Origin of the sequence: Amycolatopsis sp. 3B14 (assembly GCF_050958625.1) — a bacterium.
Classification (GTDB): Bacteria; Actinomycetota; Actinomycetes; order Mycobacteriales; family Pseudonocardiaceae; genus Amycolatopsis_E; species Amycolatopsis_E thermoflava.
In genome coordinates this window covers 187101-206973 of the sequence record NZ_JBHZEN010000055.1, presented here as the reverse complement: position 1 = coordinate 206973, position 19873 = coordinate 187101, and the positions used below count along the sequence as shown (strand labels likewise).

21 protein-coding genes and 1 pseudogene are annotated in these 19873 nt (G+C 72.7%); 11 read left to right on the top strand and 11 right to left on the bottom strand.

Annotation, left to right across the window (positions count from 1 at the left end; all coding sequences use genetic code 11):
* A pseudogene (locus tag ACCP09_RS29215) lies at nucleotides 1-484 on the top strand (NrfD/PsrC family molybdoenzyme membrane anchor subunit); the annotation flags it as partial.
* On the opposite strand, the gene ACCP09_RS29210 reads toward ACCP09_RS29215, so the two are convergent.
* On the bottom strand, nucleotides 462-1283 hold the full coding sequence (locus ACCP09_RS29210; RefSeq protein WP_123686763.1) for an MBL fold metallo-hydrolase: 822 nt from the start codon (nucleotides 1281-1283) through the stop codon (nucleotides 462-464). The pseudogene ACCP09_RS29215 and the gene ACCP09_RS29210 overlap by 23 nt on opposite strands.
* A gap of 81 nt (nucleotides 1284-1364) precedes the next feature.
* Here ACCP09_RS29210 and ACCP09_RS29205 point away from each other — a divergent pair, with 81 nt between their 5' ends.
* The gene (locus ACCP09_RS29205) at nucleotides 1365-1976 is read left to right on the top strand and encodes a hypothetical protein (RefSeq protein ID WP_051362585.1); all 612 of its coding nucleotides are present in this window, start codon (nucleotides 1365-1367) and stop codon (nucleotides 1974-1976) included.
* 91 nt (nucleotides 1977-2067) lie between these two features.
* On the opposite strand, the gene ACCP09_RS29200 is transcribed toward ACCP09_RS29205, so the two are convergent.
* Together ACCP09_RS29200 and ACCP09_RS29195 are read right to left on the bottom strand one after the other, a co-directional pair.
* On the bottom strand, nucleotides 2068-3009 hold the full coding sequence (locus ACCP09_RS29200; RefSeq protein WP_433751822.1) for a globin domain-containing protein: 942 nt from the start codon (nucleotides 3007-3009) through the stop codon (nucleotides 2068-2070).
* A 166-nt stretch (nucleotides 3010-3175) separates the two neighbouring features.
* A complete protein-coding gene (locus ACCP09_RS29195; protein WP_123686765.1) occupies nucleotides 3176-5029 on the bottom strand; it encodes a glycoside hydrolase family 3 protein in 1854 nt (617 codons plus the stop codon).
* A 132-nt stretch (nucleotides 5030-5161) separates the two neighbouring features.
* Here ACCP09_RS29195 and ACCP09_RS29190 point away from each other — a divergent pair, with 132 nt between their 5' ends.
* On the top strand, nucleotides 5162-5686 hold the full coding sequence (locus ACCP09_RS29190) for a hypothetical protein (protein WP_123686766.1): 525 nt from the start codon (nucleotides 5162-5164) through the stop codon (nucleotides 5684-5686).
* On the opposite strand, the gene ACCP09_RS29185 is transcribed toward ACCP09_RS29190, so the two are convergent.
* Nucleotides 5677-6777 (bottom strand): CaiB/BaiF CoA transferase family protein, encoded by a 1101-nt coding sequence (locus ACCP09_RS29185; RefSeq protein WP_378334638.1) that lies wholly within the window; start codon nucleotides 6775-6777, stop codon nucleotides 5677-5679. The genes ACCP09_RS29190 and ACCP09_RS29185 overlap by 10 nt on opposite strands.
* A gap of 169 nt (nucleotides 6778-6946) precedes the next feature.
* On the opposite strand from ACCP09_RS29185, the gene ACCP09_RS29180 reads away from it, so the two are divergent.
* Nucleotides 6947-7624 carry a hypothetical protein gene (locus tag ACCP09_RS29180; RefSeq protein ID WP_148085765.1) on the top strand — a complete coding sequence of 226 codons (678 nt, stop codon included), beginning with the start codon at nucleotides 6947-6949 and terminating at the stop codon, nucleotides 7622-7624.
* A gap of 193 nt (nucleotides 7625-7817) precedes the next feature.
* On the opposite strand, the gene ACCP09_RS29175 is transcribed toward ACCP09_RS29180, so the two are convergent.
* Genes ACCP09_RS29175 through ACCP09_RS29165 form a run of 3 tightly spaced genes read right to left on the bottom strand, consistent with a single transcriptional unit; the run spans nucleotide 7818 to nucleotide 9402 of the window.
* Complete coding sequence (locus tag ACCP09_RS29175; RefSeq protein ID WP_123686768.1) at nucleotides 7818-8216, bottom strand: ChaB family protein; 399 nt, start codon at nucleotides 8214-8216, stop codon at nucleotides 7818-7820.
* 58 nt (nucleotides 8217-8274) lie between these two features.
* Complete coding sequence (locus ACCP09_RS29170) at nucleotides 8275-8547, bottom strand: hypothetical protein (RefSeq protein WP_027929731.1); 273 nt, start codon at nucleotides 8545-8547, stop codon at nucleotides 8275-8277.
* A 9-nt stretch (nucleotides 8548-8556) separates the two neighbouring features.
* Nucleotides 8557-9402, bottom strand: a complete 846-nt coding sequence (locus ACCP09_RS29165; protein ID WP_433751818.1) for an SDR family oxidoreductase — start codon at nucleotides 9400-9402, stop codon at nucleotides 8557-8559.
* Nucleotides 9403-9499: 97 nt separating this feature from the next.
* Between ACCP09_RS29165 and ACCP09_RS29160 the strand changes: the two genes are divergently transcribed.
* The 3 genes from ACCP09_RS29160 to ACCP09_RS29150 all read left to right on the top strand — a co-directional run bounded on the left by ACCP09_RS29160 (nucleotide 9500) and on the right by ACCP09_RS29150 (nucleotide 12491).
* Entirely contained in the window at nucleotides 9500-10570 is a 1071-nt protein-coding gene (locus tag ACCP09_RS29160; protein WP_433751816.1) for an NAD-dependent epimerase/dehydratase family protein, read from the top strand.
* 113 nt (nucleotides 10571-10683) lie between these two features.
* On the top strand, nucleotides 10684-11994 hold the full coding sequence (locus ACCP09_RS29155) for a M20/M25/M40 family metallo-hydrolase (protein ID WP_027929734.1): 1311 nt from the start codon (nucleotides 10684-10686) through the stop codon (nucleotides 11992-11994).
* Nucleotides 11991-12491 (top strand): hypothetical protein, encoded by a 501-nt coding sequence (locus ACCP09_RS29150; RefSeq protein WP_433751814.1) that lies wholly within the window; start codon nucleotides 11991-11993, stop codon nucleotides 12489-12491. The genes ACCP09_RS29155 and ACCP09_RS29150 overlap by 4 nt, the downstream gene beginning before the upstream one ends.
* 5 nt (nucleotides 12492-12496) lie before the next feature.
* Here ACCP09_RS29150 and ACCP09_RS29145 read toward each other — a convergent pair whose 3' ends face one another.
* The 4 genes from ACCP09_RS29145 to ACCP09_RS29130 all read right to left on the bottom strand — a co-directional run bounded on the left by ACCP09_RS29145 (nucleotide 12497) and on the right by ACCP09_RS29130 (nucleotide 15257).
* A complete protein-coding gene (locus ACCP09_RS29145; RefSeq protein ID WP_433751812.1) occupies nucleotides 12497-12808 on the bottom strand; it encodes a superinfection immunity protein in 312 nt (103 codons plus the stop codon).
* 180 nt (nucleotides 12809-12988) lie between these two features.
* Nucleotides 12989-13210, bottom strand: a complete 222-nt coding sequence (locus ACCP09_RS29140; RefSeq protein WP_017982338.1) for a DUF5703 family protein — start codon at nucleotides 13208-13210, stop codon at nucleotides 12989-12991.
* Nucleotides 13207-14214 carry a YncE family protein gene (locus ACCP09_RS29135; protein ID WP_400982140.1) on the bottom strand — a complete coding sequence of 336 codons (1008 nt, stop codon included), beginning with the start codon at nucleotides 14212-14214 and terminating at the stop codon, nucleotides 13207-13209. The genes ACCP09_RS29140 and ACCP09_RS29135 overlap by 4 nt, the downstream gene beginning before the upstream one ends.
* Before the next feature lie 80 nt (nucleotides 14215-14294).
* Complete coding sequence (locus ACCP09_RS29130) at nucleotides 14295-15257, bottom strand: aldo/keto reductase (protein ID WP_123686773.1); 963 nt, start codon at nucleotides 15255-15257, stop codon at nucleotides 14295-14297.
* Nucleotides 15258-15379: 122 nt separating this feature from the next.
* On the opposite strand from ACCP09_RS29130, the gene ACCP09_RS29125 reads away from it, so the two are divergent.
* Genes ACCP09_RS29125 through ACCP09_RS29110 form a run of 4 tightly spaced genes read left to right on the top strand, consistent with a single transcriptional unit; the run spans nucleotide 15380 to nucleotide 19685 of the window.
* A complete protein-coding gene (locus ACCP09_RS29125) occupies nucleotides 15380-16216 on the top strand; it encodes an undecaprenyl-diphosphate phosphatase (protein ID WP_027929738.1) in 837 nt (278 codons plus the stop codon).
* 9 nt (nucleotides 16217-16225) lie between these two features.
* Complete coding sequence (locus ACCP09_RS29120; RefSeq protein ID WP_378334641.1) at nucleotides 16226-16942, top strand: histidine phosphatase family protein; 717 nt, start codon at nucleotides 16226-16228, stop codon at nucleotides 16940-16942.
* Nucleotides 16939-18984, top strand: coding sequence for a M3 family metallopeptidase (locus ACCP09_RS29115; protein ID WP_433751808.1), 2046 nt, complete (start codon nucleotides 16939-16941; stop codon nucleotides 18982-18984). Before ACCP09_RS29120 ends, ACCP09_RS29115 begins: the two co-directional genes overlap by 4 nt.
* On the top strand, nucleotides 18984-19685 hold the full coding sequence (locus tag ACCP09_RS29110; RefSeq protein ID WP_433751806.1) for a class I SAM-dependent methyltransferase: 702 nt from the start codon (nucleotides 18984-18986) through the stop codon (nucleotides 19683-19685). Before ACCP09_RS29115 ends, ACCP09_RS29110 begins: the two co-directional genes overlap by 1 nt.
* The last annotated feature ends 188 nt before the right edge of the window (nucleotides 19686-19873 follow it).

Below are 19873 nucleotides of genomic sequence, written 5' to 3'. Positions count from 1 at the left end.
GGTCGCCTCGTACACGGCGGTGCTGTTGTCGCAGACCGCGGTGCCCGCCTGGCAGTCGGCGCACCGGCAGCTGCCGTTCGTGTTCACCGGGTCGGCCGCGGCCAGCGGCGCCGGGTGGGGCATGGTGTGGGCGCCGGTCGCCGAGGCGGGGCCGGCGCGGCGGTTGGCGGTGCTGGGCGCGGCGGCGGAGCTGGTGGCGTCGAAGGTGGTCGACCAGCGCCTGGGGCTGGTGTCGCAGGCCTACACGACCGGCAAGGCGCACCGGCTGCGGAAGTGGTCGGAGTACCTGACGCTGGGTGGCGCGGCGGGTGCGCTGGCCGGGCGGCGCAGCCGGGCCGTGCAGGTGGTGTCCGGGCTGGCGTTGCTGGCCGGCAGCGCGTTGCAGCGGTTCGGGGTGTTCGAGGCCGGTGTCGAGTCCACGAAGGACCCGCGGTACGTGGTGGTGCCGCAGCGGGACGCGATCAACCGGGCGAGCGGGCGCTGAGCAGGTTCGCCAGCGAGAAGGACTCGCCGCGGGCGAGCAGCCGCACGTCGGTGGCCGGGTGGCGGCGCGCGGCCTCGGCGAGGAAGTTCGACACCGGCGAGGTGAACTTGCCGTAGTCGTCGAAGTGCACCGGCACCACGTGGGTGGGGTTCATCATCTCCAGCATCCGGCCGCCCTGCCGGTCGTCCATCGTGACCAGCACGCCGAGGACGCGGGTACCGCCCAGGTGCAGCACGGCCAGGTCGATTTCGGGGTAGCGGCGCCGGATCCCGGTCAGTTCGTCGTGGATGATCGTGTCGCCGCTGACGTAGATCCGCAGCGTGGCCGCGCCCGGGTGCGGCCTGTACTCCCAGATGCTGCCCATGACCGGCGGCAGGATCCGGTTCAGCGGTCCGCGGGAGTGGCGGGCGGGCACGGCGGTGACGGTGAGTTGGGCGTCGCCGTCGCGGAAGGTGTCGCCGCGCCAGGTGGGCAGGGCGACGGTGGCCTGGAAACCGCGGTTGGCCAGCCGCCGGGCGGCGTGCTCGGTGGTCAGGATCGGCACGTCGGCGGGCAGGTCCCGGCGGGCGACCCGGTCGAAGTGGTCGCCGTGCAGGTGGGACAGCACGACCCCGTCCAGCGGGGGCAGGTCGGCGACCTGCGCGGCCGGTTCGGTGCGCCGCCGGGACACCAGGCCCTGCCCGAAGTAGGACCACTGGCCGCGGTGGAGGAAGTTCGGATCGGTGAGCACTGTGAACGGCCCCAGCCGGACCAGGGTGGTGGCGGTGCCGATGAAGGTGAGCGAGTCAGCGGGGAACATCAACGGCCCTTCCGGTCGGTGTCCGGTACGGCTACCCACGGTGGGGCGGATGATTCGCCCGCGGCTGGGTAGCCGCCCGGTATGGCACCTCCCGTCGTGCGACCCGTCTTCGGCGCGCTGGCCCGGCTGCGGCACGCGCGCGTGTTCCACCCGCGTGGCGTCCTGCTGCGCGGGACGCTGGAGACCCTGGCCCCCGGGGAGCTGCCGCTGCCGCCCAGCGGGCCGGTGGTGGCGCGACTGTCCAAAGGGGCCGGTCTGCCGCGCGGAATGCCCGACATCCTCGGGCTGGCGCTGCGCATCCCGACCGACGACGGGCCGTGGGACCTGACACTGGCCAGCGCGAGCGCGCGGGTGCTGTTGAGGCCGGCGAGGGGGTGGCGGCGTGCGGTGTTCAGCAGCCTGGTGCCCTACCGGGTGGCCGCCGGGCTGCGGTGGATCCTCGCCGAGGTGGACGGCCCGGACGGCGCCGCGCTCGACGACCTCGGCGCGGTGACGGTGACCTGCTCCACCGCGAAGCTCACCGGCCCGGCCACCCCGGTCGCGCGGATCGAGCTGGACCCGCCCCTCGGCGACGGCGAGCGCCCGAGCTTCGACCCGATGCTGCACAGCCCGCCCGGCGCGCGGCTCTACCCGGACTGGCTGTCCCGCCTGCGGGAGCCCGCCTACCAGGGCAGCCGCGCCGGCCGCCGCTAGCCCTCCGCGCAGGCCCTGCCGCTCAACGGACTCCGCTGTTGCGCTGCGACCGCGTTGCACCGGGCAGTGCGCTCGGTGCAACGCGCCAGGATCAGCCGGTTTCCCACATGCGGAACGCGGCTTCGGCGACCCGCAGCGGCATCCCGAGCGCGTGGCTGTAGGTGCGCGTCCATGCCAGGCGCCGTTCCATCTCCTCGCCCTGCACCGTGCACCGCGAGCCCATCGCGGCCCGGTAGGCCTCGCCGGCGGCGTCCGCGGCGGCCTCGGCCTGGCGGTGCGCCTGCGCGGCCAGCCGCCGTCGCCGGGTCTCGGCGCTGGTCAGGATCTCCTCGGCCAGCAGTTGCGCCCGCGTCAGCAACGCGACCGCCTGCTCGTCCACCGTCGGCACGCCGTCGCGGGAATCGCGGGCACGCAGTCGCGCGACCTCCGCGCGCAGGCGCGCCGCCTCGCGGTCGCGGGTGGCCAGCTCGTCGGCCAGCCGCCGCTGGAAGTCGTGCACGTCGCCGCGGTCGAAACCCCGCCGGTGCCAGGGCGCGCGCCGGAACGGGCGGACCCGCACGCGCTCCGCGGTCAGCCCGTTGTGCGGCCCGGTTCCGGTGTCCGGCGGCGGGAGCAGCACGCTCTGCCGTCCCCGGCCGCGCACCTCGGCGTTGGTCATCACCTCGGCGACCACCGCGTACGCGCTGGTCCAGTCCGCGGCCAGCTCCGGGGTCCACCGCTCGCCGAGGAAGTGCTCGAGGGTGGCCAGCAGCGCCTGCCCGACCACCGGGTAGTGCTCCGGGCGCACTCCGGCCTCGCGGTGGGTGCGGCCCAGCCGGCGCAGGTAGGGGACCGCGGCGTCGAGGTCGTCGACGTGGGTGACGATCTGCCCGAGCCCGGAGACGAACCGGTTCCGCTGCGGCGCCAGCGACACCGGGAACAGATCCCGCAGCGACGGGCGGAGCAGGAACAGCGTCGCGTAGAACCACAGCGGGACCTCGTCACCGCGCTCGGCGACGGTGGCCCAGCTCGCCCGTAGTCGCGGGATGTCCACGGCGGCTAGCGCGCTTCCCCGGCGATGACCGGGCGGCCCCGGTCGGTGCGGCCCATTTCGCGCTCGTCCTTCCCTTGACGAATGGCAGGAGCCTAGGACCGGCCATTCGCCAAGGGAAGGGTTTCCCGCAGTGGAAAAAAGGTTTCACGAATCGTGGCGGAACCGGTCAGCCCCGGCGGTAGCGCAGCCCGTACCCGTAGGGGAACAGCGGGTCCTGCCCGTCGCCCACGTTGATCGGCTGCTGCGCGGCGCTGCGCATCCACGTCACCGGCAGCTTCCCGGTCGGGTTGTAGTCGCCGAACAGCACGTCGGCGACACCGCCGCCTTCGGTGCCCGGCAGCCACGACGCCAGCAGCGCGTCCCAGCCGGGCAGTTCCGCCGCGATGTCCAGCGGACGGCCCGACACCAGCACGACCACCACCGGCACCCCGGACTCCTTGAGCCGCTGCAGGGTCGCCAGGTCCTCGGCGTCCAGGCCCATACCCGCCGGCCGGTCGCCCATGAACTCCGCGTACGGCGTCTCGCCGACCACCGCGACCGCGACGTCGTAGCTGCCGTCGATGCCCGCGCCGTTCCGGTCGTAGGTGACCGCGCTGGAGCGCGCCGTGTCGCGGATCCCTTGCAGGATCGTGGTTCCCGGCGTGATCGGCCCGCTCGAGCCCTGCCAGGTGATCGTCCAGCCGCCGCTCTGGTTGCCGATGTCGTCGGCGTTCTTGCCCGCCACGAAGATCTTCTGCCCGTTCTTGCCGAGCGGCAGCACGCCGCCGTCGTTCTTGAGCAGCACCTGCGACTCGCGCACCGCCTGCCGCGCCAGCGCCCGGTGCTGCGCGCTGCCGACCGTCGGGGTGAGGCGCCGGTCGGTGAAGGGCCGCTCGAACAGGCCCAGCTGGAACTTCTTGGTCAGGATGCGGCGGTTGGCGTCGTCGATCCGGCTCATCGGGATGCGGCCGGCAGCCACCTCGCCGCGCAGGGTGTCGAGGAAGCGCACGTAGTCGTAGGGCACCATCACCATGTCCACGCCCGCGTTGATCGAGGCGCTGACCTCCTCGGCGGTGAAGCCCTCCTGGCCGTCGATCTTGTCGATGCCCTGCCAGTCCGACACGACGAACCCGTCGAAGCGCAGCTCGTTCTTGAGCACGTCGGTGATGAGGTAGTGGTTGGCGTGCATCTTCACGCCGTTCCAGCTGCTGTAGGAGATCATCACCGACCCCACGCCGCGACGGACCGCGGCCTGGAACGGCGGCAGGTGGATGGCGCGCAGCTGCTGTTCGGTCAGCTCGGTGTTGCCCTGGTCCACACCACCGGTGGTGCCGCCGTCGCCGACGTAGTGCTTGGCCGTGGCCAGGATCGATCCCTTGTCGGACAACGACCTGCCCTGCAGGCCGTCGATGATCGTGGTCATCGACGAGGCCAGTTCCGGGGTTTCGCCGAAGGACTCGTAGGTGCGGCCCCAGCGGTCGTTGCGGGCCACGCACAGGCACGGCGCGAAGTCCCAGTCCACGCCGGTGCCCGACACCTCGTCGGCCACGGCGTCGCCGATGCGGCCCACCAGCTTCGGGTCGCGGGTGGCGCCGAGGCCGATGTTGTGCGGGAAGATCGTGGCGCCGTGGACGTTGTTGTGGCCGTGCACGGCGTCCACGCCGTAGATGATCGGGATGCGCAGGGGAGAGGTCAGCGCGGCGCGCTGGAACCCGTCGTACATGTCGGCCCAGGACTGGGCCGTGTTCGGCGTGGGCACCGAGCCGCCGCCGGACAGCAGCGACCCGAGCCGGTGGGTCGCGATGTCGGCGGGGTCGGTGATGGCGCCGCGCTCGGCCTGGGTCATCTGGCCGAGCTTGTCGTCCAGGCTCATGCGGGACAGCAGGTCGGCCACCCGCACCGGGACCGGCTTGCCCGCGTCGAGGTAGGCGGGGCGGTGCTGGACGGGCGCCGCCGACACCGTGGTCGCACCGGACACGAGCGCGACGGTGGCGGCGAGCGCGGCGAAGAGGGTTTTCCGGCGAACAGATCGGGGTCTCATCCGTGGTCCTCCTTGACACATCGGATTTGTTGCCGTGGGCAACTTAAGCGCCCGGCTGTAACCTAGCCCACACTTCCGGGAGAGGTCCAGACCTCTGTTCGGCCTACGACTTCCGTCGGTAGGTTGGGGCACATGGCAAGGCCGAACAGCACCGTCGTCGTGCTCGCCGGGGCCGGCGCGGACAAGGTCATGGCCGGTCTCGACGGGCTGGCCAACGTGCACGTGGCGCGGTCGGCGGACGCGGCCGCCCTGGTGTCGCACGCCGCGTACGTGGTGCACGACCGGGACCCGCTCGCCGGGGTCGCGCAGGCGTGGGCCGGGTTCTTCGACCGGCAGGCACCCTCCGGCGCGCTGGAGGTCGCGATCGAAAGCGCGGTCGCCGACCTCCGCCGCGGCGTCACCCTGCTGCCCGACTACTACGTCGTGCTCGACCCGGAATCCCTGCCGCCCACGGGCAAGCACTGGTGGCTGGGCGTGCTCGCGGGCGCCGCGCCCAGCCGGGTCGTCCCGGCCGCGCCGACGGCGTCCGCCGTGCGGGAAGCGCTCTCCCGGCTGCCGTCGGGCCGGTGGTGGCCCGACGACGTGGAGACCTGGCTACGCGACCTGGTCCGCGTGGTGCCGGACCAGGTCGGCCTGCCCCGGCCCGCTCAGGCCTGAAGGCCCCAATCGCGGATCACGGCCTCGGTGTCCGCGCCCGGCGTGGCCGGCGCCGACGGCTCGGCGCTGGGCGTCCGGGAGAACCGCGGCGCGGGCGCGGCCTGGGTCGCGCCGTTGATGTCCCGCACCGAGCCGCGCGCGGTCAGGTGCTCGTTCTCCGCCGCCTCGGCGAACGACAGCACCGGCGTGACGCACGCGTCCGTCCCGGCGAACACCGCCGTCCACTCGTCGCGGGTGCGGGAGGCGATGACCTCGGTGAACCGCTCCCGCAGCTTCGGCCAGCCGGAGCGGTCGCCCTGTGCGGGCAGGTCCTCACCATCCAGGCCGAGCCCCTTGAGCAGCTCGGCGTAGAACTGCGACTCCAGCGCGCCCACCGCGATGTACCCGCCGTCGGCGCACCGGTAGGTGTCGTAGAACGGGCAGCCGGTGTCCAGCAGGTTCGTGCCCGGCTCGTCGGCCCACGCGCCCTGCGCCCGCAGTGCCCACACCATCTGCAGCAGCACGCTCGCGCCGTCGACCATCGCCGCGTCCACCACCTGGCCCCGCCCGGAGCTCGCCCGCTCCACCAGCGCCGCCAGCACCCCGGTGACCAGGAACATCGAGCCGCCGCCGAAGTCGCCGACCAGGTTCAGCGCCGGGATCGGCTTGCCTCCGGTGTCGCGGACCGCGTGCAGCGCGCCGGTCAGGGAGATGTAGTTGATGTCGTGCCCGGCCCGCTCGGCCATCGGGCCGTCCTGGCCCCAGCCGGTCATCCGGCCGTAGACCAGGCGCGGGTTGCGGGCGAAGCAGTCCTCCGGGCCGACGCCGAGCCGCTCGGCCACGCCCGGCCGGAAACCCTCCAGCAGCACGTCCGCCTTCTCGACCAGCTGCTCGACCAGCCGCTTGCCCTCGGGGGTCTTCAGGTCGGCCGCGATCGAGCGGCGGCCGCGCAGCAGGTGGTCCCGCGCCTCCGGCGGCAGCACCTGCAGGCCACCCGAGGGCCGCTCGACGCGCACCACGTCCGCCCCGAGGTCGGCGAGGATCATCGCGGCGTGCGGCCCCGGGCCGATGCCCGCCAGTTCCAGCACCTTGATCCCCGCCAGCGGCCCCATCGGCACTGCTCCCCACTCGTCGTCGTGCAAGTGCCCCGGATTGTGCCAGGCGCGGACGCGCAGCGGATGTGGCGCATTCCACCGCGCCACACGGACCACTCACGAAACCAGGCGCATCATGGAGTGAGGGCGCTCGCGCCGGGGCGCCGCCGTGGTGAGGGAGCTGCCGATGCCCTACCAAGACCTGGGAGCGTTCATCTGGCCCATCATGGTGCTGATCTGGGTGCTGGCCGCCTCCTACTCGCGCGCCGCGATGCACCACCGCTGGCAGACCCGCGCCCACCCAGCGCCCACCCGCCCACCAGGGCGGCCCATCGACGCCCCCGACGCGGCCGCCTCGCTGCGCGTGCTGTGGGACGCCGCGCGCGAGCGCTACGCCCGCATCGCGGGGGAGTACGGCGACTACGAGTCCGACCCCAAGCAGGTGCTGCGCCGGCCCGCGCTGGCCGACCCGGCCGTGCCCTCGACCAGCCGGTTCATCGACGCCTTCCACGAGGCCATGGCCCTGCACACCGAGACCTATCCGCCCACCGACGTGGCCCGCAAGTACGTCGAGGCCACCGAGACCGCCGAAAAGGCCTGGACAGCGGCCTGCGAGGCCGCCGAGAAACTGCGCGCGTCCCGGTTCACCACCGACGAGCGCGCGCTGATCAACCAGGGCATCAAACTGCTCGAACTCGCCGAGGGCGCCGCCACCCCCGCCGAGCAGGAAGCCGCCTTCGCCGCCGCGCGGCAGGTGCTCGCCAAACTCGAGCGCAGCGCAGGCACCCGCCTCGACTGGCGCGTGCCACGCCCCGCACGCCAGACCATCGACCGGCTCGGCAGGCCGCCCCTGCCCCCGGCGTGAAGGCCCACGCGGGGGCCGCACCGCCGACGTGACGAAGGGCGCCCGCCCGGGGGCGGGCTGCCGTCCACGCCCCGGCAAGGTGGGAGGGCGGCCGCGCGCGGCGCAGCTGCCAAAGGTTCGCCCACCAGGCGCGCCACCCCCGGGTATGACGAAGGGCCCGGCGCACGCCGGGCCCTCCACCAACCAGTACCCGCTACCGGCGAGCCTTCGCGGTCTCCCTGTTGTTGGCCTTCTGGATCGCCTTGACCAGCTCGTTCTTGTTCATCGACGAGCGGCCCTTGATGTCCAGCTGCTTGGCCACGTCGTACAGGTGCTGCTTGCTGGCCGAGGCGTCCACGCCACCGGCGGTCTTCGTCGGCTTGCGCCCCGCGCCCCGCGCGGCCTGCTTGTCCGACGGGCCCTTGCGGCCCTTCTCCTCCCAGTGGTCGCCGACCTTCTCGAACGAGTGCTTCAGCGACGCGTACGCCGTCTGGTGCGCGCGCCGCCCCTCGCCGTAGGTCTCCACCGCCGAGTCGTGGGTCTTCACCCATGTGTCCTGCGCCTTCTTCGACGACCGCTTCAGCGTGCTGGGCAGGGCTTCACGTCCAGGCATCGGAGCACCTCCTGTCGCCTCTCGTGCCTTCCCGACGATTTCCCGGTACGGCCGTACGTCAAACTTCGCCGTCCTCGACCCGCATCGCCTGCTGCTCGGCGCCCCCGGCGGGCCGCTGGCGGCCCTGGTCCTCGCCGATCTCGGTGCCCTCGGCGTCGACCAGCTCGTTGGACCGGTCCGGCGCCGACACCTGCTCGCCCGCGGCCTCCGAGTCCGGCTCGGCCGCCCGGTCCGGGTCGCGCACCCGCCAGCTCACCGGGTCCTCCAGCGGCTTCGGCTCGGCGTCCAGCTCCAGGTTCTCCTGCTGCTCCGACGCTGGCTCCTGCGGCATGTTCCCTCCTCAGCCCGGCATCGTCTCGCCGCCGAGCGCGGCGAGCACCTCACCGGTGTAGTACGACGACAACTGGTTGGACGCGAAGAACACGAACGACGGCGCCAGCTCGTCCGGCTGCGCCGCCCGCCCCATCGGCACCTGCTGCCCGAACTTCTCCACGTGCTCCGCCGACATGGTCGCCGGGATCAGCGGTGTCCACACCGGACCCGGCGCGACGGCGTTGATCCGCACGCCCCGGCCGGCCAGCGCCTGCGCCATCGCGTAGGTCCACGCGATCACCGCGCCCTTGGTGGCCGAGTAGTCGATCAGGGACTTGTTGCCGCGCAACCCGTTCACCGACGCGGTGTTCACGATGGACGAACCCTCGCCCAGGTGCGGCAGCGCCGCGTGCGTCACCCGGAAGTAGCTGTGGATGTTCACGTCGAACGTGCGCGTCCACTGCTCGTCGGTCAGGTCCTCGGGCGAGTCCAGCTCCTGCTGCGTGGCCACGTTGTTCACCAGGACCTCCAGCCCGCCGAACTCCCGCACCGTCTCGTCCACGACCTTGCGGCACTGCTCGCGCGAACCCAGGTCGCCGGGCAGCAGCAGGCAGCGGCGGCCCTCCTTGCGCACCAGTTCCGCGGTCTCCTCCGCGTCGGCGTGCTCGTCCAGGTAGGCGATCGCCACGTCGGCGCCCTCCTTGGCGAACGCGATCGCGACCGCGCGCCCGATGCCGGAGTCCCCACCGGTCACCAGCGCCCGCTTGTCGAGCAGCAACCCGCGCCCGGTGTAGTCCGCCATCCGGTCCCGCGGCCGCGGTTCCATCTCGCCCGTCACGCCCGGCGGTTCCTGCTGCTGGCGTGGCTGTCCCATGCGCACACTCCTTCCGCATCTGCCCCGAGGTGTCCCCGCTCCCGGCGGCACCAAACGCGACGGTTCGCGCCCCCGCGCGCCGGGTATCCGCGTGCGCATGAACTCGCCAGCGAGCAAGGGTCTGCGCGTCGTCGTCACCGGCGCCAGCGGCAACGTGGGCACCAGCACCGTCCAGGCGCTCAGCCGCGACCCCGCCGTGGCGTCGATCCTCGGCGTGGTCCACCGCGAACCGGAGTGGCGCGTCCCGAAGCTGGAGTGGCGCACCGCCGATTTGGCCGAGGATCAGATCGCCCACCTGGTGCGCGGCGCCGACGTGGTGATCCACCTGGCGTGGCTGTTCCAGCCCACCCACGACCCCGCCCTGACCTGGCGGTCCAACGTGCTCGGCGCGATCCGCGTGTTCGAGGGCGTGGCCAGGGAGAACGTCCCTGCCGTGGTGTACTCCTCGTCGGTCGGCGCCTACTCGCCCGGCCCGAAGGACAGCCCGGTCACCGAGAGCTGGCCCACCCACGGCTGGCCCGCGGCCGCCTACCCGCGCGAGAAGGCCTACCTGGAGCGCTACCTCGACGGGTTCGAGAAGGCCAACCCCGAGGTGCGGGTGGTGCGGCTGCGCCCGGCGTTCGTCTTCAAATGGGAGGCCGCCTCGGCGCAGCGGCGGCTGTTCGCGGGCCCGTTCCTCCCCGGCAGCCTCGCCCGGCCGTCGCTGATCCCGGTCATCCCGGACGTCCCCGGTCTGCGCGTGCAGGCCGTGCACTCCGCCGACATCGGCGAAGCGTTCCGCCTGGCGGCGCTGAACGACGTGCGCGGCGCGTTCAACATCGCCGCCGACCCGGTCGTCGACGCCAAGGCGCTGGCCCGCCTGCTCGGCGCCCGCACCGTCCCGGTGCCCACGTGGGCGATCCGCGGCGCGGTCGCCGCGGGCTGGTACGCCCACCTGCTGCCCGCCTCACCCGGCCTGCTCGACACCGTCCTGCGGCTGCCGATCATGGACACCACCCGCGCCCGCGACGAGCTCGGCTGGACCCCGCGCCACGACGGCCTGGAAGCGATCGGCGAGTTCCTGGCCGGCCTGCGGGCCGGCGCGGGCATGACGACGCCGCCGCTGACCCCGGACAACGCCCCGACCCGCATCCAGGAGGTGGGCACCGGCATCGGCAACCGGCCGTGACTCACACTGCGCGGCGCTCCGGCCGGTGGAGGCTCCGCCGCGTGACGGCGAGGAGGTCCAGGTCGCTGGCCGGGCGCTGATCCCCCCACCGCGTTGATGATAGGAATGGCGGCGTGAGCATCGAGACCGCGGCCGATGAAGCCGTCACGCTGACCAGCGACCTGATCCGCATCGACACCACCAACACCGGCGATCCGGACACGCTGGTGGGGGAGAAGGCGGCAGCGGAGTTCGTCGCCGAGAAGCTCACCGAGGTCGGCTACGAGATCGAGTACGTGGAGTCCGGCGGGCGCAACCGGCACAACGTCATCACCCGGCTCGCCGGCGCCGACCCCAGCCGCGGGGCGCTGCTCGTCCACGGCCACCTCGACGTCGTCCCCGCGGACGCGTCCGAGTGGTCGGTGCACCCCTTCTCCGGCGCCATCCAGGACGGCTACGTGTGGGGCCGCGGCGCCGTGGACATGAAGGACATGCTCGGCATCATGCTGGCGCTGGCCCGCCACTACAAGCGCGAGAACATCGTCCCGCCGCGCGACATCATCTTCGCCTTCCTCGCCGACGAGGAGGCCGGCGGCAAGTACGGCGCCCAGTGGCTGGTGGACAACCGCCCCGACCTGTTCGAAGGCGCCACCGAGGCGATCAGCGAGGTCGGCGGCTTCTCCATCAGCCTCAAGGACGACGTCCGCACCTACGTCGTGGAGACCGCGGAGAAGGGCATCCGCTGGATGAAGCTGCGCGTGCGCGGCACCGCCGGGCACGGGTCGATGATCCACCACGACAACGCCGTCACCAAGCTCTCCGCCGCCGTCGCGCGGCTCGGGCAGCACCGGTTCCCGCTGGTGCTCACCGACTCCGTGCGCGAGTTCCTCGCCGGCGTCACCGAGATCACCGGCTGGGACTTCCCCGAGGACGACATCGACGGCGCGGTCGCCAAGCTCGGCAACATCTCCCGCATGATCGGCGCGACCCTTCGCGACACCGCCAACCCGACGATGCTCACCGCGGGCTACAAGTCCAACGTCATCCCCTCGGTCGCCGAGGCCGCCGTGGACTGCCGCATCCTGCCCGGCCGCATGGAGGCCTTCGACCGCGAGCTCGACGAGATCCTCGGCCCGGACATCGAGAAGGAGTGGATGGAGCTGCCCCCGGTCGAGACCACCTTCGACGGCGCGCTCGTCGACGCGATGACCGCCTCGATCACCGCCGAGGACCCGGGCGCGAAGGTGCTGCCCTACATGCTCTCCGGCGGCACCGACGCCAAGTCCTTCCAGACACTGGGCATCCGCAACTTCGGGTTCGTGCCGCTCCAGCTGCCCGCCGACCTGGACTTCTCCGGGCTGTTCCACGGCGTGGACGAGCGGGTGCCGGTGGACGCGCTCAAGTTCGGCACCCGGGTGCTGGACCGGTTCTTCCGCGCCTCGTGACCACCGCGGCGCAGCTCCGCAAATCGGCGCTGTCCCTGCCGGAAACCGCGGACGACGGCGGCGTTTTCACCGTGGGCGGCGCGGTGTTCGCCACGCTGGTGGACAAGCAGGTCACGCTGCGGCTGCCCGCGGCCGAGGTGGACGAGATGCTGGCGGCGCACCCGACGGCCACCCGGACCGGGGACGGGGCGCGGGTGCCGTTGGCCGAGATCGACGGCCGGCAGCTCAACCGCTGGGTGTGGCGCGCATGGCTGGCGCACGCCCCGGAACACCTCGCGCGCACGTCCGCCGCCGCGGTGGCGGGCGAGAGCGGCAACCTGCCGCGGGCCATCGGCCGTCCCGCCACCCGCGCGCTGGGCAACGCCGGGATCACCACGCTCGACCAGGTCGCCACGAGGACGGAGGCCGAGCTGCTCGCCCTGCACGGCATGGGCCCCAAAGCCGTGCGAATCCTCCGCGAGGCGCTCGCGGAGACGGGCCGCACACTCGCGGGCTGAGACGCCTAGCGTGCGACCGGCCGGGGCTCGGCCCTCGCGCCCGCCACGGCCGCCCAGACCAGCGCGGCGACCCAGCCGATGAGGGACCACCCCGCCAGGAGGGTGAACACCGCGATCGGCCGGACGTCGGCCACCCCGCGGCGGCGGGCGAGCATCACCGGCGCGAACCACACCGGGAGGCACGTCACCAGTGTGACGATGACCAGCAGCGCCACCAGCGCCACGCCCATCCCGGCGAAGACCGCCAGCAACGCCAAGGCCACCGCGACCCCGGCGCAGGCGGCGGTCACGACACGGACGACGGGCGAGGAGAACATGCTGCTCCTTCCAAGGGGCAGCACTGAGATCGCCACGACAGCCCCGCCCGTTACCGCCACTCGCGCGCAGCACATCCGTCGAAGGTGGGCGGCTCCCGGCGAGGACACCACCGGCGTGGTGCAACGCCCGCCAGGCGATACCCCGGGCGTGGCGCCCACCAGCGGCGGGTGCCGCTGCGGTCAGATCAGGACTTCGGGCAGGGCGGTGGCCGGCTGGCGCTTGCGCCGCAGCCACACCCGCCGGGTGCCGTCGGAGTAGAGCCGGACCGTCGAGAGCTCCCACCCGCCGTACTCGGCGTTGATGGACAGCTGCGTGGCCGCGGCCCGCCGGGAGACGCCGGGTGGCAACTGCAACCGGCGGTACTCCCAGTCCTCGTCGACCACCGCCTCCTGGTGCTTCATGGCTGGATCACCTGGACCCCTTCTCCCGCCGCGGAGCCGACGACCACCCGCCCGCTCCGCTCCTCGACGGTAACCGAATCCGGCTGCCGGACCGTCGGGAAACGGTACTTCTCGACCGGTTCGCCGCCGCGCACGTCGAACCCGACGACCTCGTTGCGCTCGGTGAGAGTCACCCACGCCAGCGCGCGCTGCGCGTCGTAGGCGAGGCCGTACGCCCCGCCGGGAACCGGGTACCGCTGCCGCAGCAACAGCGGGCCGGTGGAGAACGCCAGAAGGGCACCGGCGCGGGTGTCGACCACGAGCACCCGGCCGAAGGAGTCCGCGACCGCGTTGGTGGCGCCGTCCCCGGCGCGCAGGCCCTCGGCCATGGTGCCGCCGTCCACGTCCACCGAGAACACGGCGGTGCGCAGCTCGTCCAGCACGACGGTGTTCCCGCCGGCCTGCAGCACGTCGTCGGCGCTGTAGAGCTGGCCCTCGATCGTCTTGGTCAGCTGTCCGCCGGTGAACACGTCCACCGCCTTGCGGTCCCGCACCGCGACCAGCGTCCGGTCGCCCTCGGCCACCGCGCCGGCGGGCTGGCCGGCCACGGTCAGGGTGCTCACCTCGCCGCCGGGCAGCGTGATCCGGGCGACCTGCCCGGCCGCGGGCAGCGTGGCCAGCAACACCCCGCCGGACACGCGCAGCTGCGCCACCCGCCCGGCGACCGGCACCCGCAGCGGCGCGGCCGCCAGGTCCGCGGCCCGGTACAGCAGCACGGCGTCCGGCACGGCGACGGCCAGCGTCCCGGTGGCCGGGTCGGCGGCCAGCGCCGTGACCTCGGGCGAGGCGATCACGGTGCCCGCCGGGGCGGCGGCAGGCTGGGGCGACACGGGCGCTGTCGCCGCGACCGGGTCGGCCACGACCTGCAGCGTGTCGGTGGAGTCACCGGACTTCGACGAGCACCCGCTCAGCACCAGGGCACAGACCAGCACGACACCGGTCCCGACGGTGGCGGAGGAGCGCACAAGACCTCCGGATCGCATTCCTCTGTTGCCTCCAGCATCCCCTGAAAACCCCGCCGCGTCACGTGCCATCCACCCCACGGTCACTTCGTGCCCCGCTCGGGGTAACCGAACTCGACCGCGCTGACGTCGTCCAGCGCCGAGGAGATCGCGACCGGCAGGGCGATCTCCTCCGCCGCCAGCGACCCGGTCAGCTGCCCGGTGTCGCGCGCCCCGACCACCGGCGCGACCACGCCCGGCCGGTCCCGCACCCACGCCAGCGCCACCACCAGCGGCGACACCCCCAGCCCGTCGGCCGCGGTGGCGACCGCCTCGACGATCCGCGCCGCCCGCTCGGTGCGGTGCTGCTCGACGTAGCCGGCGTACTCGGCCGACGCGCCCCGCGAGTCGGCCGGCGTGCCGTGGCGGTACTTGCCGGTCAGCACCCCGCGTCCCAGCGGCGCCCACGGCAGCACCCCCAGCCCGTGGTAGCGGGCCGCCGGTACCAGCTCGCGCTCCACGCCGCGCTCCACCAGCGAGTACTCGGCCTGGGTGGCGACCAACCCGGCGGGCCCGGCCGCGGCGGCCGACGCCAGCTGCCAGCCCGCGTAGTTGCACACCCCGGTGTAACGGACCTTGCCCGAGGTCACCGCGTGGTCCAGCGCCGACAGCGTCTCCTCCAGCGGCACCGAGTCGTCCCAGGCGTGCAGCTGCCACAGGTCCAGGTGGTCCACGCCCAGCCGCCGCAGCGACCCCTCCAACGCGGACAACAGGGCGCCGCGGGAGGCGCCACCGCCGAACGGCCCGTCGGTGCGCCGGGCGACGGCCTTGGTCGCCACGACGATCTCGTCACGCGGCACCAGGTCGCCCAGCAGGCCCCCGAGGATCCGCTCGCTCTCGCCGCCCGAGTAGATGTCGGCGGTGTCCACGAGCGTCCCGCCCGCCTCGACGAACGCGACGAGCTGGCTGGCCGCCTCGTCGGCGTCGGTCTCCGCGCCCCAGGACATCGTGCCGAGCGCCATCCGGGAGACCCGCAACCCCGACCTGCCCAGCTGTCGCTTCTGCATGCACGAAGAGTAACGAAAGTACTGTAAAGAACTTGACGAAGGCGGCTCATCGGGTGATCCGCGTCGCCGATAGCCTCTCCCACCGTGCGAACGCGACTGATTTCCCCGAAGGCCCGGTGAGCATGGGCTGGTTCGAAGCACTCGTCCTCGGCCTCGTCCAGGGCCTGACCGAGTTCCTCCCGATCTCCTCGAGCGCCCACCTGCGCATCACGGCCGCCTTCGCCGGCTGGGACGACCCGGGCGCGGCGTTCACCGCGGTCACCCAGATCGGCACCGAGCTGGCGGTGATCCTGTACTTCTCGAAGAAGATCGGCCGCATCCTCGCCGCCTGGTGGCGCTCGATCTACCGGCCGGAATGGCGCCACCACCCGGACGCCCGCCTCGGCTGGCTGATCATCGTCGGGTCGCTGCCGATCGTGGTGCTGGGCCTGCTGTTCCAGGACGCCATCGACAGCGCCTTCCGCGACCTGCGGCTCACCGCGACGACGCTGATCGTGTTCGGCATCCTGCTGCTCATCGCCGACCGCGTCGGCCGCCAGTACCGGACGCTGGACCAGCTGACGATCCCGCACGGCATCGGCTACGGCTTCGCCCAGGCGATGGCCCTGATCCCCGGCGTGTCGCGCTCCGGTGGCACGGTCACGGCCGGCCTGTTCCTCGGCTACACCCGCGCCGAGGCCGCCGAGTACGCGTTCCTGCTGGCCCTGCCCGCCGTGTTCGGCTCCGGCCTGTACAAGCTGACCGACATCGGCGGCGAGAACAGCCCCGAGTGGGGTCCCACCATCCTCGCCACCCTGGTCGCCTTCGGCGTCGGCTACCTGGTGATCGCGTGGCTGATGAACTACATCAAGACCAAGAGCTACGTGCCGTTCGTGATCTACCGGATCGCGCTCGGTGTCCTGCTCATCGTGCTGGTCGCCACGGGCGTCCTTGATCCGAACGCCGGTCCCGCCATGTAGGTTGGCGGCGTGGCTACCGTGATCCTGCTCCGGCACGGCCGCTCGACCGCGAACGGTTCGGGCGTGCTGGCCGGGCGGACCCCCAAGGTCGGGCTCGACGACACCGGCCGCGCGCAGGCGCGGGCGCTCGTCGAGCGGCTGGCCGGCGTGCCGCTGGCCGAGGTCGTGTGCTCGCCGATGCTGCGCTGCAAGAACACGGTGGCCCCGCTCGTCGCCGAGCGGGGCCTGACCCGCACCGTCGAACCGCGGCTGTCCGAAGTGGACTACGGCGAGTGGACCGGCCGCGAGCTGAAGGACCTGGTCAAAGAACCGCTGTGGCGGGTCGTGCAGGCCCACCCATCGGCCGCGGTGTTCCCCGGCGGTGAGGGCCTGGCCGGCATGCAGGCCCGCGCGGTCGCCGCGGTGCGCGAGCACGACGCGCGGATCACCGCCGAGCACGGCGACCACGCCGTCTGGCTGCTGTGCAGCCACGGCGACGTGCTCAAATCCATCCTGGCCGACGCGCTGGGGCAGCACCTGGACGCGTTCCAGCGGATCGTGGTCGACCCGGCGTCGATCTCCGTGGTCCGCTACACCGAGGTGCGCCCGTTCGTGGTGCGCGTCAACGACCACAGCGCGGATCTGGCCGGGGTGGTGCCGCCGGCGCCGAAGCGCGGTAGGAAGAAGAAGACGTCCTCCGACGCGGAGATCGGAGGGTCGACAGGACAGAAGGGCCGCGCTGGATGACACCGGACAACCCGTTCTCGCAGGCGAGCGACCTGCCCTACGGTCTGCCCCCGTTCGACCGGATCGCCGACGAGCACTTCGGCCCGGCGTTCGAGGCCGGTTTGGCCGAGCACGCCGCGGAGATCGAGGCCATCGCAGGCAACCCGGAGCCGGCGACCTTCGAGAACACGATCGTGGCCCTGGACACCTCGGGACGCCTGCTGCAGCGCGTCTCGTCGGTGTTCTTCAACCTCACCTCCTCCGACACCAACCCCGCGCGGCAGGAGCTGCAGGCCGAGATCGCGCCGAAGCTGGCCGCCCACTCCGACGCCATCCACCTCAACCCGGCGCTGTTCGCCCGCGTCAAGGAGCTGTACGACCGGCGCGACCAGCTGGGGCTGGACGAGGAGTCGGCGTGGCTGCTGGAACGCACCTACACCGACTTCCAGCGCGCCGGCGCCGGGCTCGACGAGAGCCAGCAGGCCAAGTTGCGGGTGCTCAACGAGGAACTGTCCACGTTGTCCACCCGGTTCCAGGAGAACCTGCTGCGCGACACCAACGACCTCGCCGTGCTGGTCGAGGACCCGGCGGAGCTGGCCGGCCTGTCCGACGGCACGATCGCCGCCGCGCGTGAGGCCGCCGCGTCCCGCGGTGTCGAGGGGTACCTGCTCACTCTGAACCTGCCCACCTCGCAGCCGCTGCTGTCCGCCCTGGAGAACCGGGCGCTGCGGGAACGGCTGTTCACCGCGTCGATCTCGCGCGGCAAGCGCGGCAACGACAACGACAACTCGGCCGTGCTGGCGCGGATCGTGCAGCTGCGTGCCGAGAAGGCCGCCCTGCTCGGCCACCCCAACCACGCGGCGTACGTGATCTCCGACGAGACCGCCCGCACCGCCGAGGCCGCCGTCGGGCTGCTGGAACGGCTCGCGCCCGTCGCCGTGGCCAACGCCCGCCGCGACGCCGCCGAGCTGCAGACCTACCTCGAACAGGACCACCCCGGCGCCACGCTCGAGCCGTGGGACTGGGCCTTCTACGCCGAACGCGTCCGCAAGGCGAAGTACGACCTCGACGACGCGACGCTGCGGCCCTACTTCGAGCTGGACCGCGTGGTGCGCGACGGCGTCCTGTTCGCGGCGAGCAAGCTGTACGGGCTGAGCTTCACTGAACGCCACGACCTGCCCGTCTACCACCCGGACGTGCGGGTGTTCGAGGTTTTCGACGCCGACGGCAGCCCGCTGGGCCTGTTCCTGGGCGACTACTACACGCGCGACTCCAAGCGCGGCGGCGCCTGGATGAACACCTTCGTCGACCAGTCGCACCTGCTGGGCGAGCGGCCGGTGGTGGTCAACAACCTCAACATCGCCAAACCGCCTGCCGGTGAGCCGACGCTGCTCACCTTCGACGAGGTCACCACCCTGTTCCACGAGTTCGGGCACGCGCTGCACGCGCTGGTGTCGGACGTGCGCTACCCGAAGTTCTCCGGCACCAACGTGCCGCGGGACTTCGTGGAGTACCCGTCGCAGGTCAACGAGATGTGGATGCTGTGGCCGGAGGTGCTGGCGAACTACGCCAAGCACCACGAGACCGGGGAGCCGCTGCCGCAGCGCCTGGTGGAGCGGCTGGAAGAGTCGGCCCAGTACGGCCAGCCCTTCGCCACCACCGAGTACCTGGCCGCGTCGCTGCTGGACCAGGCCTGGCACGGGCTGGGCACCGAGGACGCGGTCGGCGACGTCGCCTCGTTCGAGGCCGCGGCGCTGGAGAAGGCCGGGGTGGCGGTGCCGGCGATCCCGCCGCGCTACCGCAGCACCTACTTCGCGCACGTGTTCAGCGGCGGCTACTCGGCCGGGTACTACTCCTACATCTGGAGCGAGGTGCTCGACGCCGACACCGTGGAGTGGTTCAAGGAGAACGGCGGCCTCAAGCGCGAGAACGGCGACCACTTCCGGGCCACGCTGCTCTCCCGCGGCGGCGCCGGTGACCCGATGGGCTTCTTCCGCGCCTTCCGCGGCCGTGACCCGGAGATCGCGCCGCTCCTGGCGCGGCGTGGGCTGACCGGCGCCTGATGGAGGTCGGGCGGGAGGCGCAGTACGACGTCTTCGCCGAGGAGTTCCTCGACCACGCGCGGGACGGCTTCTACAACGCCCACCTGGACCGGCCGGCGTGCCTCGACCTGCTCGGGGACGTCGCCGGTCTGCGGGTGCTGGACGCCGCGTGCGGTCCAGGCCTGTACGCGGAGGAGCTGGTGACGCGCGGCGCGGGCGTGGTCGGCGTGGACATCAGCCCGCGCATGGTCGAGCTGTCCCGGCGCCGCGTTCCGGTCGGCGAGTTCCGCGTGCACGACCTCGCCGAGCCGCTCGACTGGCTCCCGGACGCCTCGGTGGACCGGGTGCTGTTCGCGCTGGCCGTGGAGTACGTCGACGACCGGGTGGCGCTGCTGCGGGAGCTGCGCCGGGTGCTCCGGCCGGACGGAGCCCTGGTGCTGTCCCGGCAGCACCCGTTCGGCAACTGGCTCCGGCACGGCGGCAACTACTTCGAGCCGCGCGTGGTCGAGGAGGTGTGGAGCCGCGGCTGGCGGGTCCGCTTCTGGCTCTCCCCGCTGGAGCAGACCTGCGAAGAGCTGCGCGCGGCCGGGTTCCTCGTCGAGCGGCTGGTCGAACCCCGCCCGTCACCCGAGGCCGCGACACTCGACCCCGAACGGTTCGAACGCCTCAGCCGCGAGCCGACAGGGTTCCTCGCGGTCCGCGCGGTGCCGGACCCCCGGTAGTGCTGTCGGTCGTTGTCGCGCACAGATCAGTTCCACCCCTGGGACGGCGGCAGCGGAGTTTTCGGGGCGGGTGTGCCGAAGCAGCTCAAATCCAGCAGGATCGGCGATCGGCGTTCGCCAACATCGCGCGCCGTCCGGGCGTTTCGTGCAGCTGACGTGGCAGGCGCTCGACCGCAATGAGGGCTTCA